The organism is Paenibacillus contaminans (assembly GCF_003285015.1).
GTDB lineage: Bacteria > Bacillota > Bacilli > Paenibacillales > NBRC-103111 > Paenibacillus_V > Paenibacillus_V contaminans.
The window spans coordinates 160,878-175,452 of record NZ_QMFB01000016.1 but is presented as its reverse complement, the minus strand read 5'-3'; the positions used below and the strand labels follow the sequence as shown (position 1 = coordinate 175,452).

Annotated in this window: 13 protein-coding genes; 10 read left to right on the top strand and 3 right to left on the bottom strand. The window is 54.4% G+C overall.

Annotated features, from left to right (window positions below):
* Nucleotides 1-147: 147 nt before the first annotated feature.
* Entirely contained in the window at nucleotides 148-1,287 is a 1,140-nt protein-coding gene (locus DQG23_RS25305) for a M20/M25/M40 family metallo-hydrolase (protein ID WP_113033813.1), read from the top strand.
* Between the two features lie 350 nt (nucleotides 1,288-1,637).
* Here the strand turns inward: DQG23_RS25305 and abc-f are convergent, their stop codons facing one another.
* Nucleotides 1,638-3,515: a ribosomal protection-like ABC-F family protein gene (gene abc-f, locus DQG23_RS25300; protein WP_113033812.1), complete on the bottom strand. Its 1,878-nt coding sequence runs from the start codon at nucleotides 3,513-3,515 to the stop codon at nucleotides 1,638-1,640.
* 504 nt (nucleotides 3,516-4,019) lie between these two features.
* On the opposite strand from abc-f, the gene DQG23_RS25290 reads away from it, so the two are divergent.
* Together DQG23_RS25290 and DQG23_RS25285 are read left to right on the top strand one after the other, a co-directional pair.
* Nucleotides 4,020-4,841 (top strand): alkaline phosphatase family protein, encoded by an 822-nt coding sequence (locus tag DQG23_RS25290; protein WP_238178020.1) that lies wholly within the window; start codon nucleotides 4,020-4,022, stop codon nucleotides 4,839-4,841.
* A gap of 122 nt (nucleotides 4,842-4,963) precedes the next feature.
* A complete protein-coding gene (locus tag DQG23_RS25285; RefSeq protein WP_238178019.1) occupies nucleotides 4,964-5,593 on the top strand; it encodes an SRPBCC domain-containing protein in 630 nt (209 codons plus the stop codon).
* Between the two features lie 645 nt (nucleotides 5,594-6,238).
* On the opposite strand, the gene DQG23_RS25275 is transcribed toward DQG23_RS25285, so the two are convergent.
* Complete coding sequence (locus DQG23_RS25275; RefSeq protein ID WP_113033808.1) at nucleotides 6,239-6,709, bottom strand: hypothetical protein; 471 nt, start codon at nucleotides 6,707-6,709, stop codon at nucleotides 6,239-6,241.
* A 158-nt stretch (nucleotides 6,710-6,867) separates the two neighbouring features.
* On the opposite strand from DQG23_RS25275, the gene DQG23_RS25270 reads away from it, so the two are divergent.
* The 5 genes from DQG23_RS25270 (at nucleotide 6,868) to fur (ending at nucleotide 11,599) form a co-directional block, all read left to right on the top strand.
* The gene (locus tag DQG23_RS25270; RefSeq protein WP_113033807.1) at nucleotides 6,868-8,094 is read left to right on the top strand and encodes a DUF3866 family protein; all 1,227 of its coding nucleotides are present in this window, start codon (nucleotides 6,868-6,870) and stop codon (nucleotides 8,092-8,094) included.
* A gap of 357 nt (nucleotides 8,095-8,451) precedes the next feature.
* A complete protein-coding gene (locus tag DQG23_RS25260; RefSeq protein ID WP_113033806.1) occupies nucleotides 8,452-9,024 on the top strand; it encodes an NUDIX domain-containing protein in 573 nt (190 codons plus the stop codon).
* Nucleotides 8,982-10,208 carry an endonuclease Q family protein gene (locus tag DQG23_RS25255; protein WP_113033805.1) on the top strand — a complete coding sequence of 409 codons (1,227 nt, stop codon included), beginning with the start codon at nucleotides 8,982-8,984 and terminating at the stop codon, nucleotides 10,206-10,208. Before DQG23_RS25260 ends, DQG23_RS25255 begins: the two co-directional genes overlap by 43 nt.
* Nucleotides 10,209-10,373: 165 nt before the next feature.
* Complete coding sequence (gene spoIIM, locus DQG23_RS25250; RefSeq protein ID WP_238178018.1) at nucleotides 10,374-11,021, top strand: stage II sporulation protein M; 648 nt, start codon at nucleotides 10,374-10,376, stop codon at nucleotides 11,019-11,021.
* A gap of 107 nt (nucleotides 11,022-11,128) precedes the next feature.
* Nucleotides 11,129-11,599, top strand: coding sequence for a ferric iron uptake transcriptional regulator (gene fur, locus DQG23_RS25245; protein WP_113033866.1), 471 nt, complete (start codon nucleotides 11,129-11,131; stop codon nucleotides 11,597-11,599).
* A 73-nt stretch (nucleotides 11,600-11,672) separates the two neighbouring features.
* Here the strand turns inward: fur and DQG23_RS25240 are convergent, their stop codons facing one another.
* The gene (locus DQG23_RS25240; protein ID WP_158560676.1) at nucleotides 11,673-12,827 is read right to left on the bottom strand and encodes a S8 family peptidase; all 1,155 of its coding nucleotides are present in this window, start codon (nucleotides 12,825-12,827) and stop codon (nucleotides 11,673-11,675) included.
* 184 nt (nucleotides 12,828-13,011) lie between these two features.
* Here DQG23_RS25240 and ald point away from each other — a divergent pair, with 184 nt between their 5' ends.
* Complete coding sequence (ald, locus tag DQG23_RS25235) at nucleotides 13,012-14,157, top strand: alanine dehydrogenase (protein ID WP_113033803.1); 1,146 nt, start codon at nucleotides 13,012-13,014, stop codon at nucleotides 14,155-14,157.
* A 138-nt stretch (nucleotides 14,158-14,295) separates the two neighbouring features.
* Nucleotides 14,296-14,529 carry a DUF4227 family protein gene (locus DQG23_RS25230; RefSeq protein ID WP_113033802.1) on the top strand — a complete coding sequence of 78 codons (234 nt, stop codon included), beginning with the start codon at nucleotides 14,296-14,298 and terminating at the stop codon, nucleotides 14,527-14,529.
* Nucleotides 14,530-14,575 lie beyond the last annotated feature (46 nt).

Sequence of the window (14,575 nt, the reverse complement as noted above, 5' to 3'; positions counted from 1 at the left end):
GACTCCTTATCTATGATTGCTTGTTGGCGTGTTTCGAATATGGTTATACTGGAACCATAGCTTCTAGGCATAAACGCAAATGCGCAGTCTAAGAAGCCAGACAGTCCCTTATATTGTAACCTATTTTACGGAGCGGAGGGAAGTCCGATGATTCGGCAGGAACGTTTAATGGAAGAGTTTTTCGAGCTGGTCCGCGTGGACAGCGAAACGAAGCACGAGCAGGAGATAAGCAAAGTGCTGAAGGAAAAGTTCGCTTCGCTCGGGATGAAGGTGGAAGAGGACGATGCCGCGGCGAAAACAGGGCATGGCGCAGGCAATTTGATTTGCACGCTGCCGGCGACCGCGGGAGGTGCGGAAGCGCCGCCGATTTTCTTTACGTCGCACATGGATACGGTCGTACCGGGCAAAGGGATCAAGCCGCGGTTGGACGATGACGGCTACATAAGAGGAGACGGCACGACGATTCTCGGAAGCGACGATAAAGCGGGCCTTGCGGCTATGCTGGAAGCGGTTCGCGTTCTGGAGGAAAACAAGATCGATCATGGTCAAGTGCAGTTCGTCATTACGGTCGGAGAAGAATCCGGCCTTATGGGGGCTCGCGCCATGGATTCGAAACGGCTGGACGCGGAGTTCGGCTTTGCGCTGGACTCGAACGGCAAAGTCGGCGAGATCGCCGTGGCTGCGCCGTCGCAAGCGAAAATATCGATCGTTTTCGGCGGCAAGTCGGCGCACGCCGGCGTAAATCCGGAGGATGGCGTCAGCGCGATCACCGTGGCGAGCAAAGCGGTTTCCCGCATGCCGCTCGGCCGGATCGACAAAGAGACGACCGCCAATATCGGCAGCTTCATGGGCGGCGGAGCGACCAATATCGTTTGCGATTCGGTTACGCTGCAGGCCGAAGCGCGCAGTATCGTCGGCGAGAAGCTCGATAAGCAGATCGAAGCCATGCGCTCGGCCAGCGAATCGGCGGCGCAAGAAATGGGCGGTACGGTAGAGTTCAAGCATGAGCTGATATATCCGTCCTTCATGTTCGACGAATCGTCGGAAGTCGTGAAACTTACCAGCGGAGCACTGCGGAAAATCGGCAAAAATCCGACGACGTTTCATTCCGGCGGCGGCAGCGACGCCAATATTTTCAACGGTATGGGCGTGCCGACGGTCAACCTGGCCGTAGGGTATGAGCACATCCATACGACGAAGGAACAAATCCCGCTCAGCGAGCTTGTCGACACCGCAAAAGCGGTTCTGGCGATCATTGAGGAAGCCGCAGCAATGAAACGCGCGTAGGCGGAAGGGGCAGCTCGGCCACCCGCGGGAATTGGAGATCCGCAGCGTTGCGGCTCCATGCCTGCGGTGCTCGGTGAGATAGTGGCAGTCAAACCTCTTGTGCGCCGGCCCGGGAGCCGAAACCGGCACCAGGCCGCCGTCAACATCGGCAACCCGGTAATTCCGATTGCTGACGAATCATTGAAATCACAAATACGCCCAGAAAAGCCTCAATCGGCCGATGCCGATTGAGGCTTTTTCTTGCCGCACGAGGTATAACGGCCGATGTGTGACCGAGCACCGCGCGACGTGAGTCGTACGCGGTACGGAAAAGAAGAAGTAAATTCGATTAGAGGCAATGGATAGAGCGATTAGCTTTTTGCGTCTTTCATCGTTTTTTTCAGCCGTTCTATTTCCGTACGAATGTTTCTAGCATCCTGCAGCAGCTGCTCATTTTGTTCCGGATCGTCCCCGGTATTTTTGACCATAAGCGTGGAAAAGTCCAGCTCCAACCGCTGTAGCTCGTTTAAAAGCGACTGCTCCTCCGCTGTAACCGCGCCTTTTGCGGAATTACGCTCCGTAAACTCGCGGTAAGTGCCGGCGTATTGCGTGACCGCGCCGCCGTCGATCAGCACGATGCGTGTAGCCAGCTTATCGATCAAGTACCGGTCATGCGATACGATGACGATCGTGCCGGGAAAACGCTGGAACGCTTCCTCCATCCGCTCGCGGGTGTCGATATCGAGGTAGTTGGTCGGTTCGTCCAGCACGAGAAGGTTAGCCCCGCTGAAATAAAGCTTGATAAAGGCAAGCCGGCATTTTTCGCCCATGCTCATCTCTTCCGGCTTCTTGAAAGCGTCGTCGCGGGAGAAAAGAAAACAACCGAGTATCGTTCGCGCCTGCGACTGTGTCATATCGGGCAAACCGAGCAGCTGGTCGAGTGCGGATTCGCCGTTTTCCAGCTGCTCGAGCTCCTGCGAGAAATATCCCGCTTTCACTTGCGGATTGCAAGTCACGCTTCCTGCCGTCGGCTGCAAATGGCCAAGCAGAAGCTTGAGCAGCGTCGTTTTGCCCGCACCGTTCGGGCCGATGACGGCGATGCGCTCATTCCGCTCAATAGAAAGCGAGACATCGCGGAATAGCGTGCTCCGATCGTTATAGCCGAAAGTCATGCGCTCCGTCTTCAGAAGCGTATTTGCGGCGATCGCGTCATGCCCGAACCGGACGTGGACGCTTGGAGCCTGCTTCGGCATGTCGACGCGGTTTTGCTCCAGCCGCTCGAGCGCCTTCTCCTTGGCATGAAAGCGAGAGACGTTTTTGCCTGCTCTTGCCTGCCAGAAGCCCTTCGTCACAGGGTCTTCGACCTTGGCCGCATCGCGGTGAGCGACCTGGAACCATTGCTTATAACGCTGTATGCAAGCCAGCAGCGCCTCCCGTTCCTGTTCCTGCTTGCGATACATCGTTTGCTGCGTTTGCAGCTCGATTTGCTTTTGCTTGCGGTATTCCGAGTATCCGCCTGCATACCGTTTGCATCCGGCAGAAGACAGTTCGTAAATCGCGTCCGCAACGCTGTCGAGAAATGCCCGGTCATGCGAAACGAACAGGATAGTGCCGTCATATGACTGAAGCCAGCGCTCCAGCCACTCGAGCGACTCCCGGTCCAGATGGTTGGTCGGTTCGTCCAGCACGATCAGCTTCGGCTCGGCAGCGATTTGCCTGGCGATTTGCGCCTTCGTTTTTTGTCCGCCGCTCAGCTTCGCGAACGGTTCGTGCCAGAGCTGCGGTTCGAGCTTGAGCTGGAGCAAACTTCTCTCCGCTTTTCTTTCCCATTCGTAGCCGTCAAGCGAAAGGAAGCTTTCATATGCTTGCGTGTAACGTTCCATCCAGAAGGAATATTCCTCCTCCTTCATCGCGGAATCATGCAGCGCGGCTTGTGCCTCCAGCATTTCTTTTCTCGTACGATCCAGCGGCGGATTGCCTGCGAATACGAATTCAAGCGCCGTTTGCTCAAGGCCTGCAGTTATATGCTGGTTCAGCCATCCCCAAGATTCCAGAGGCAGCCGACGTTCGATGGTACCGCCATCCGCCTCGATTTTGCCGAGAAGAGTTAGCAGCAGTGTCGTTTTGCCGATTCCGTTTGGACCGAAGAAAGCGATCCGCTCGCCGGCGGTTATGTCAAGATCGATATTTTGAAAGAGGGGCTTTCCGTTCCATTCCTTGGAAAGGCCTTTTGTTTTAATAATCGTCATACAGGTTCACTCCCGATCATTCGATTCCGATAAGGGATAATCGTTTCTTTTTTAGTCGACAAAAAAACCGCCAGGCTATGCCTGCGGCTGTGGACGTGTACGAAAATATCGGGTTCAAGAGGGGCCGTATCGGCGTAAACGGCAACACGAGAATAAGCCCGCATGAAACAGGCATCCCGGCCGAAAAACCGAAAATACGCATAAAAATACCCGCAAGTCCTGAACAAGACATAAAAATCCCGTACGCGCCGCCGATAGGCAGTTCGTTGAACGTTCGCCATTCAAACTCGTTCGGAAAATTCATGAATTAGTTGTTCATCGGACTCGTGGGTACCTCCGGTCTGTAAGATAGTGTCATTATATCGGCGATCGTTTCGGAAAGCAAGAGTGAATTGATTTTTGTGTTATTGGTTGTTTTGTGTTATTTTTTCTTGACACTTTGGGCGGATTCGATAAGATTAGGTTAAGTTACCTATCAACCATGACAGAGAAAGGATGATGATTGTGAGCAGGACGATTAACCGGGTGTTTGTGCTTGGTATCGACGGCGCGGGACAATTCATCCGAAATACCGACACGCCGAATATTCTCAAGCTGCTGGAGGCAGGCGCGCTCACTTACGAAGCGCAAACGGTTTTCCCATCGATCAGCGCCGAATGCTGGGGAGCGATGTTTCACGGAGTCGATCCGGAGAAGCACGAGCTGACGAATGAAAAAGCAGCGACACTGCCGTATCCTGAAAACTCGCCGTACCCGTCATTCCTGAAGCTTGCCCGTCAGGCATGGCCGGATTGCAAGCTGGCCGCTTTCAGCGAATGGTCGCCGATTAACGACGGAATTATAGAACAATCTTGCGGGCTGCACGCCGTTTCGCTTCCTTCGCCCGATCTTGCGGAAGCGGCTGCGGATTACATCCGCGCCAATCCGGACGTCAAAATCTTGTATATGCAATTCGACCAGGTCGACGCAGCAGGGCATAAGCACGGCTACGGCAATGAGGGACATTTGCAGTCGATAACCGATTGCGACGGTTATATCGGAACGGTGCTCGCCGCGATCGAAGATGCGGGATTGATGAAGGATAGCCTCGTTATCATTACGACCGACCACGGCGGCGGAGGCGACGGCAAGCCGAAATCGCACGGTAGCGCAGACCCGCTTGATATGACGATTTTCTGGGGCTGTTACGGGCCCGGCATTAAACCGGGAACGAAGCTGGCGGCCGACTTGTCGATCAAGGACACTGCCGCTGTTGTAGCTTATGCACTTGGCTTGAGCGCGCCGCAGACTTGGGAAGGTAAAGTTCCCGGCGATTTATTCAATTAGATGAACGCATTATGAAATGTGTCCGATTCCGAATCAACTGACAACCCTTGTCAGTGCATATGAACTATAATAAAGTTTAATTAAGCGCAAGAATGTATAAGGAGTTAGAAGGAGGAAGGAACTTGGCCGGTGCGATATTTAGAAATGCTTTGCATGAACATACGGGTAAAACATGGGAGCGATGGGTGGTAGAGCTGCAGCAAATCGCTGAGCCGGATTGGACGCATGAGGAAATCGTCGACTATTTGACGGCTGACGGCGGTATGAATCCGCAGTGGAGTGAAATAACAGCCGTTATGTATGAATGGCTGCTTGGACGGAAGCCCGTAGGTCTTACGGCGGATGTTGGATTTCAGATCGGAGTCAGAAGGACGTTACCCCTCTCGTTGGAGGAGGCATGGGACTTGCTGATTTCGAAAGAAGGCGTCGGTTTATGGCTGGGCGAGACGGCTTCTTACCGTCTGCAAGCCGGACTAAGCTTGTTGGCCGAGGACGGGACATCCGCTCAGCTCCGCTTGTTCAAACCGGTTAGCCATATGCGCATGTCTTGGCAGCGCAAGGAGTGGGACGATTCGTCCGCGCTCCAGATTCGAGTCTTACCGGCAAGCGGGGGAAAGACGACAATCAGCTTTCATCAGGAGAAACTGGAAGATCCGTATATACGCGAAATTATGCTGCGGCATTGGGAACATGTGACGGATCGCTTGAACCTGTTAGCAGACTTGCGTCAAGAAAAGGAGCGTTCGCGTTAGCGAATGCTCCTTTTCAAATTGCCGGCAAGTATATCGCGGAAGACAGCTCAAATCCGCGGAAAGGACGGGAGATTGTAGGTGAAGTACGCCCATTGTAAGCAAAGCAGAGCATGTCTGGAAAGGATGATTGACGATCTCAACGGTATACAAAAAACGAAAGCCAGGAAAGAAAAAGAAGCCGCAGTTACCAAGCCGAAGCAAGTTTCTAGAGGAGAAATAGACGGTCAGGTATGTTTGTTTGAGCTGCCGTCAGGAGGAGGAAATTCCGCTGAGCGTAGTAGGTGACTTAGATGTTATGGACGATGGAGATCCGGAGGTACCACCGCAGTTTGCGTGCGAGAAGTGCGGATGGGAAATGTATCCGGAGTATTACAAAGGATTGCATGGTTATGAATACCGGCTGAAAGACTGGTTAGGAACAAGGACGTAGAGAGAAGCAGCGAAGGAGAGAAGAGGTAGTGGGTTGGGGCTGCAAAGTTTACGGGCCGCCTTTGAAATCGTGTGATACCCGCAAATCCAATTCTAGATCACACGATTTCAAGAGCGGTTGAAAGCCCCAATCCATTACCTCGCACACGTGCAAACGTAAAGCCGAGCACAAAGGACCGTCCGTGATATTCGGACGGTTTTCCTTGTAAGTTTGCATTATGATTCCTCGTCCATTTTTCGAAGAAGCTCCCGCACTTTGTTTTCATCGAACTGGCCTTCTTCTTTAAATGCGCGCAGCATATCCTGAAGCTTTCGTCCGGTCTGCTCGTAATGATCGAAATCCTCGACGAACGACGGATCGTACCAGACGTAGGAATCGTCGTCGGAGCTGTTACGCAAGTAAGGCTTCAGCCAGTGTTCCGGATATTTGAAGGCTTGATCTCCGAAAATGGTTGCCAGTACGTCGTCCGATTCCAGCGGCATCAAATGGTAATACGTTTCCTTGTGGCCGCCTTCCGCGACCGCGATATGAATGTAATAGTAGAGCAAGTAATGTTCTCCGGTGATCCGGTCTTTGACGATCTCATACGTTTCAATATCATTTTGTTCCAGCGGCTTTACCGATTCCAGCCTTTCCGAAAGCAATTTATGGGAAACGCGTTGTTTGCCGGTTAGCGACTCGTTCATGCTGCTGCCTCCTGTTAGGGCTTGCACCCTCTCTTCATAATGGGCTCCGTATGGCGTATTATAACACATTCGCCGCAGGGCTCACGCATAAAGAAGAAAATGTTCTCCCTTTTCCGCATATAGATCAATGATGAAACTGCGGATAAGGGGGGACGGACATGATCGATTGGGCCAAAGGCAGAGTTGTCCAATGCAAGCAGCTGGAAAACAGGCCTGTTCAAGAGCTGCGCGTTGCGTTGGAAGGTGCGGCTGCGGAGATGTCGTTAGCTTACCATTATACGGACGTATTGCCTCCGGTGAAGGTCGGGGATCGCGTCATGCTGAACCGGACGGCGGTCAAGCTGAAGCTCGGCACCGGCGGAATCGACTTCGTTTGCGCATTGTTGAACGATGGCGATAGTCGCGATGACGGCATGATCGGATTGAACGATAATGACGGGGATGGTTCGCAAGCAGGGCGGTCTGCAGGAAAAATGATGAAGCTGCGTTATACGCCGGTTCAGCGCGCGGTGCATGCCGTTGAGGAGGATGGCGGCGGCCATCATGCGAAATTTCGCGGCAAGCTTTCGCTGGAAGGGATGCCGGTGCTGATCGGAGGCTTGCACAGTATGCTTCCTGTTGCGCTGTGCTGGCTTCGCTTCCGCATCGGACAATCGGATGGCGGGAAAGGCACTTCTGTGGCATACGTGATGACGGATGGAGGAGCGCTGCCGCTTGCCGTGAGCCAGCATGCAGCGGCGCTGCGCGGTTTAGGCTGGCTGTGCGGAACGGTTACGGCGGGCCACGCCTATGGCGGCGATCTTGAGGCGATGAATAAATATAGCGCGCTTCTCGCCGCGCGGCATTCGCTGCATGCCGGCATTGCGATTGCGTGCATGGGCCCCGGCAGCGCGGGCACGGGTACGCGGCTCGGCCATACGGCCATCGAGGTGGCGGAGCTTGTCCATGCCGTAAGCGCGCTGGGCGGCATTCCGATCGTCATGCCGCGATTAAGCTTCGCCGACCCGCGCGAGCGTCATTACGGCTTGAGCCATCATATCGTATCCGCCCTGAGCGATATCGCGTTGACGCCGGCAATTGTTCCTCTCCCCGCCTCGCTCGAGCAAGCGAGACGCTTATTCGTGGAACGGCAGCTTGAGCGGAGCGGATGCGGAGCCAAGCATCAATGCATATGGGTGGACGGCGTATCGGTTGCGGAAACCGTACGGGCGATGAAGCCATACCCGCATTCGATTACGACAATGGGAAGGGGATTACGCGACGATCCGTCGTATTTTCTCGGCGTGTGTGCTGCTGCTGAGCATGCATTTCGGCTTTTGCCTTCACAAGCTGACGGCGTTCCAGCAGCTCCGTCAGCGGAGCATGGCGATCCTTTGCCTGGCTGACGAGCACCCGCAATAAATGGCGTACCTCCCAAGCTTTGCCGATCAATCTCATTTGGTTCGGAGTAAATGTGCTTTTCATCGTTTCGTCCTCATTTCGTCCCGTCCGGGCGGTGCCGATGATCGTTGCTCGAAAAGTCGCGCACCGCCGGGGATTTGGGCTTATTTGTACAAACTTTATGCGGAAGACGGACGAGTTATGCATGTCCGGGCCCTAGATTATTGTTCTATTTGGGATAGGCCGACCCGAACATGGTATAATGGGGCTTGTTCTACATTTAGCATTAGTCGTCATTTTCTAGGGAATACAGGCAAAGGGCACCGATAAGCGCTCGAAATTAACGAGGAGGCATCATAACGATGAGCGGACAGGATCAGCACAAAAAATTCGAAGAAAAGACGATAAGCAGCGAACCGATTTTTCAAGGAAAAATAATTTCCCTTCAGGTGGATACCGTCACCCTGCCGAACGGCGGGACGGCGACGCGAGAAATCGTAAAACATCCCGGGGCGGTCGGGGTGCTTGCGCTCCTCGGCGATAAAATGATCGTGGTCGAGCAATACCGCAAGCCGCTTGAGAAAAGCCAAGTCGAAATTCCCGCGGGCAAGCTGGATCCGGGCGAAGATCCGTTGCAAGCGGCAATTCGCGAGCTGGAGGAAGAAACCGGCTATCGCAGCTCATCGCTGAAGCATGTATGCTCGTTTTATACGTCGCCTGGCTTTGCCGACGAGATTTTGCACCTGTACGTTGCTGAGGAGCTGACGAAGGGCGAGGCGAATCCGGACGATGACGAGTTTCTGGACATCGAGGCGATCACGCTGGAAGAGGCGCAGCGTTATATTTCGGATCAAAAAATAAGCGACGCCAAAACGATACTGGCCGTGTACGCATGGCAGCTTTACCGGCTGACCGGCCAAATCGGGCACTCGTGAGCGGGCAGCTTCGCTCCTTGTATGCCGATCTTCACATTCATATCGGAAGAACGGCCAAAGGAGCTCCGGTCAAAATCAGCGCCGCCAACAATCTAACGTTCGCGAACATCGCAAGGGAAGCCTCGGACCGTAAAGGAATCGACATCGTCGGCATCATCGACTGCCAATCGCCGGCCGTGCAGGAAGAAATAGACACTCTGCTTGAAAGCGGCGAAATGACGGAGCTTGCAGGCGGAGGAATCCGGTACAAAAAAACGACGCTGCTGCTGGGCAGCGAAATCGAAGTGCGCGATCCCGGCATGGGGCCTGCCCATTTGCTCGTCTATTTGCCTTCGCTCGCCGATATGCGCGATTTTACGGAGTGGATGCGCAAATTTATGAAAAATGTGACGCTCAGCTCCCAGCGCATCTATGTCACAGCACGCGAGCTTCAGCAGGAGGCGATCGATCGCGGCGGCATCATGGTGCCTGCGCATATTTTTACGCCTCACAAGAGCGTGTACGGCAGCTGTTCGCAGCAAATGTCCGATCTGCTTGATTTGGACCGTCTTGCAGCCGTCGAGCTCGGTTTGAGCGCCGATACCGAAATGGCAGGGTATTTGTCGGAGCTGGACCGGTTTACGCTGCTGACGAATTCTGATGCGCATTCGCTCGGAAAAATCGGACGCGAGTACAATAAACTGACTTTGGCGGAGCCGACCTTCGCCGAGCTCGTCAAGGCGCTTGCCGGCGCGGACGGAAGAGGCGTGGAAGCCAACTTCGGCTTGAATCCGCGGCTCGGCAAATACCACCGTACGTATTGCGGGCTTTGCGAATCGATCATCGACGAGAGCGAGACGACGGTCGACCGCTGCGTATACTGCGGCAGCGCCAAGCTTGTTCGCGGCGTATTGGACAGGATTAAGGCTATTGCGGACCGCGAAACGCCGCAGCCGCCGGCGTCGCGCCCGCCATACCGGTATCAAGTGCCGCTGGAGTTCATACCGGGCCTCGGGCCAAAGCTGCTGAACCGGCTGCTCGAAGCGTTCGGCACCGAGATGAATATTTTGCACAGGGTATCGGAAAGCTCGCTGGCGGAAATAGCAGGGGAAAGCGTGGCAGGCATGATTGTTCAAGCCAGGGGCGGCTTGCTTGAGGTGGAGGTCGGCGGCGGCGGCCGATACGGTAAAGTGAGCCGAACCTGATTTTGCGGCAAATGAGTCTATGAACCGATATAGCTGCCAATAATGGCAGAACAGGCTGCATATTTTGCAGGACAAGCCAGTCATAAGCCGTTTCCGTTTCTCATAGGATTAGTAGAGGTTGTTCATCGAAGCCGCCTTACGATCCGTGAAAGGGGAACGCCTGCAATGACGAGTCTAAGCAGAACGATGCAGAACTATACGAAGGAACATTTGTCGCTTTATGTATTTATCGCCGTTATCCTGATTACGGGCGTCGTATTTGGCGCGGTGATGGTCAATGCGCTGACGCTTGAGCAGAAGCAGGAAATCGGCCGTCATTTGGGGAGTTTTTTGCAATCGGTCGACCAAGGGCTAAGCGAAGGAAATCGCGATACGTTTTTCGCGGGGCTGCTCATGCACTGGAAATGGGTGCTGCTCATCTGGATTTTCGGACTGTCGGTCATCGGGCTTCCGCTTATTTTGGTGCTCGATTTTCTTAAAGGCGTTCTGATCGGCTTCACGGTAGGCTACATGATCGGTCAATATTCGTGGAAAGGCATGTTGTTCGCGCTTGCCGGCGTCGTGCCGCAAAATATGATCGTGCTGCCCGTCATCGTCGTGTGCAGCGTCACCGCCATGTCTTTCTCGCTGGATATGATCAAGCAGCGGTTTTGGCAGAGAAGCGGGACCGTCGTACCGCCGTTTATGCGGTATTCATTGACTACGGCCGTTATGGCCATGCTGTTGATCGCAGCCTCGATTTATGAAGCGTTTCTGTCTCCGGCGGTCTTGAAATGGGTTTCTCCGATGCTTACGGTCGCACAAGCCGGATAGTCTCCGACGTAAAAGGTTTGACTTTATTTGCAAACACCCCCTATAATGAAAGCAAGTTTGCACGTCAACGGATGGCCGTTTGAGGGGGAAGAGCTATGGAATCCAGCATGGAAGCCAAAATTGATAAAATAAAACAGCAGCTGCAGTCGCAGGGCTATAAATTAACCCCTCAGCGGGAAGCGACGGTCCGCGTCCTTCTGGAAAACGAGGAAGACCACCTTAGTGCGGAAGACGTTTTCATGTTAGTGAAGGAGAAGGCTCCTGAAATCGGTCTTGCGACCGTATATCGTACGCTTGAACTGCTGAGTGATTTGCATGTGCTTGAGAAAATGAATTTCGGCGACGGCGTCGCCAGGTATGACTTGAGGAATGACAGCTCCCATCACCATCATCATCATTTGATCTGCGTCCAATGCGGCGCCGTCGATGAGATCATGGAGGATTGGCTGCTGCCGCTGGAGGAACGGTTGGAACAGCAATATAATTTCAAGGTGCTGGATCACCGTCTCGATTTTCAAGGGATATGCCACCGCTGCAACGACAAAGCCAAGAACGAAAAGAACGACAAGAACGAGTAAGCAAACGAACACCTTCCAAGACGACGGAACGATATTCCTCGTCTGGAAGGTGTTTTTTGTATTTCCGGACAAACTAAGTAATCTGGATGAGACCGGCACCTTGGGCATCCGTGCCGGAGCCGGAAAGCCGGCGTGCGGTTTGCTTTAATCGCGATTTCAATTGAGACGGCGTAATGCCCGGGTGCAGGATCAATAATAAGGCCGCCGCTCCGCTTACATGCGGCACGGCCATCGACGTTCCGCTCAGCAGCGAGTATTTGGAGCCCGGTATCGTCGAGCAGATCCCGACGCCGGGGGCGGCGAGCGTAATTCCGCTGCCGCGGCTGCTGAAGCCGGCGATCTGATTGTCACGGTTCGTCGCGGCTACGGCAATCGTTTCCGAGTATTTGGCGGGATAATCGATATGATCGGCCATAATCCCTTCATTGCCGCATGAAGCTACGAGCACGATCCCGCGATTATGGGCTCTGCGGATCGATTCCAGCAAGGTGGCGCTTCCTTCGGCCATGCCGAAGCTCATATTGATGACGTGCATCCGGTTGCGCACGCACCAGTCGATGCTTTCGATAATGTCCGAAACGAAGCCGGTGCCGGTGGAGTCGAATGCTTTGACCGCATACAAACGGATGCCGGGCGCAGCGCCGATAACGCCGAATTTATTGTTCAGACCCGCCAGCGTGCCGGCTACGTGGGTGCCGTGTCCGTTATCGTCCCTCGCGGACCGGCCGTTGTCGATAGCGTTAAAGGAGCCGGATATGTTCAAGTCCGGATGGGGGCTGACCCCGGTGTCGATGACGGCGACCTTCACATTTCTCCCGTATGCGGCTCTTTCCCAATAACGCGGCGCGCGAATCCGGTTTATTCCCCATGGAATGACCTGGCTCTTATTGACGGAAGCGCATGCGGAATCGGCGGCTCCCGTCCGTTCTCCCGGCAGTACATGCAGCGTCAGCTTGCGGTCTACCTCGATGCGTCTGACAAGCGCATGCTTGCTAAGCGATTGCCAATCGGTCGTCGGGTTAAAATGGCAGATAACGGCTTTGTGAGATTTTATTTTTTTATCGGGCGAAAGGCCGACCGATTTCATCGTGCGCAAAAATGCGTCATAACAAGCATTATTTTTAAGTACGATCAATCTGCGTATTTGCGTGCGCCTCGATCTCGAAGCGATTTCGGCTTTATGCCCGGGGGAAAGCGCTGATTTCAGCAATTCGGCTAGTCGGTTCATCTTCATCCCTCCTGCAAACATAGCAATCTCTATTTCAAAATATGATAGAGAAGAGTTGCCCGTGAGCGGGACATGACATTTGGTTTGCCGGATCGACTCCATGCAGGCGAAGGCGACTAAGGAAAGCGGGTTCCGGTTACATTAAGCCAATGCATACCAATTACGTGGAAGGCGGGATGAATGGATGACAGTTTGCACCGTCGGCATTCCGAAGGAGATTAAAAATAACGAATACCGGGTGGCGATAACGCCCTCGGGAGCTCATATGCTGCATCAGGCGGGACATCGCGTACTGATCGAGCGCGGCGCCGGTGCGGGCAGCGGTTTTCCGGACGAGGATTATGCGGGAGCCGGCGCGGTTATCGTGCCGGAGGCGCCGGAGGTTTGGGCGCGGGCCGACATGATCATGAAGGTAAAGGAGCCGCTTCCGGAGGAATTCGGATTTTTTCGTGAAAATCTTACTTTGTTTACCTACCTGCATTTAGCTGCCGCCGGTGCGCTCACCGAGCAATTGATCGAAAAGAAAGTTACCGGAATCGCTTACGAGACGATTCAGCTCGCTAACGGGAGCCTGCCGCTTCTGACGCCGATGAGCGAGGTCGCCGGCCGGATGTCGGTTCAAGTGGGGGCGCATTTCTTGGAGCGTTTTTACGGCGGACGCGGAGTTTTGCTTGGCGGCGTGCCGGGAGTGCCTCCTGCCGATGTCGTTATTATGGGCGGCGGTATCGTCGGCACGAATGCAGCCAAAATGGCGCTCGGACTCGGCGCAAGCGTCGTCATCATCGAGCGCAGCGCGGACCGTATGCGTTACTTGGATGATGTGTTCGGCGGCCGTCTGCGCACATTGATGTCCACGCCGTACAATATTGCCAGCGCGGTGCGGAAAGCCGATTTGCTGATCGGCGCCGTGCTGATTCCCGGCGCCCGGGCGCCGAAGCTCGTGACCGAGGAAATGGTCGAGCAGATGAAGCCGGGCGCTGTAATCGTCGACGTTGCCGTGGATCAAGGAGGCTCGATCGAAACCATCGACCGGGTAACGACGCACAGCGAGCCGACGTACGAGAAGCACGGCGTCATTCATTATGCCGTCGCGAACATGCCGGGCGCCGTACCGCGCACCTCGACGCTGGCGCTTACGAATGCGACGATGCCTTACGCTTTGGAATTGGCAGGTAAGGGCAATGGGCCCGAACAGGCTCTTAGAAACAGCCTGCCGCTTCGTCAGGGCGTCAATACGTTTCGGGGGCATATTACTCATGCGGCTGTTGCGGAGTCCGTAGGCAAGCCGTATGTGCGTCTCGACAGCCTGCTGCAAGCCGAGCAAACATAGGCGGAACGCCGCGCCGTTAACTGCTGCGTTTCGTCATATCCGGGATGGACAAAACATACGTTACGGTAAGGGGATTTACGCTGGTACCGTTTTGTTCAGCCATCACGAAGCGGCGTTTGGGCGAAGGAGGCGCGGCGAATGATTTTCTCGCTCCGTAAAGGGCTGCAGCTGTTCAAATATTTGCTGATGTTCATCGTATTGACGTTTTTTTTGTATCATATTATGACCATCGTAAGCGGCTGGATGGAGCCCACGCATAAGTATAAGCAGCCTGCCGGGCGATCGGTCAAAGTATTCGGAAATGAAGGCGTCGACGACGCTCACATACCGATGAAGGACCGGCTCATGCTGTTTTACTGGTACGGCGAGTAAGGGAAGCCGAAAAACCGGACAGGCGCGGATTGCTTTATCCCGCATG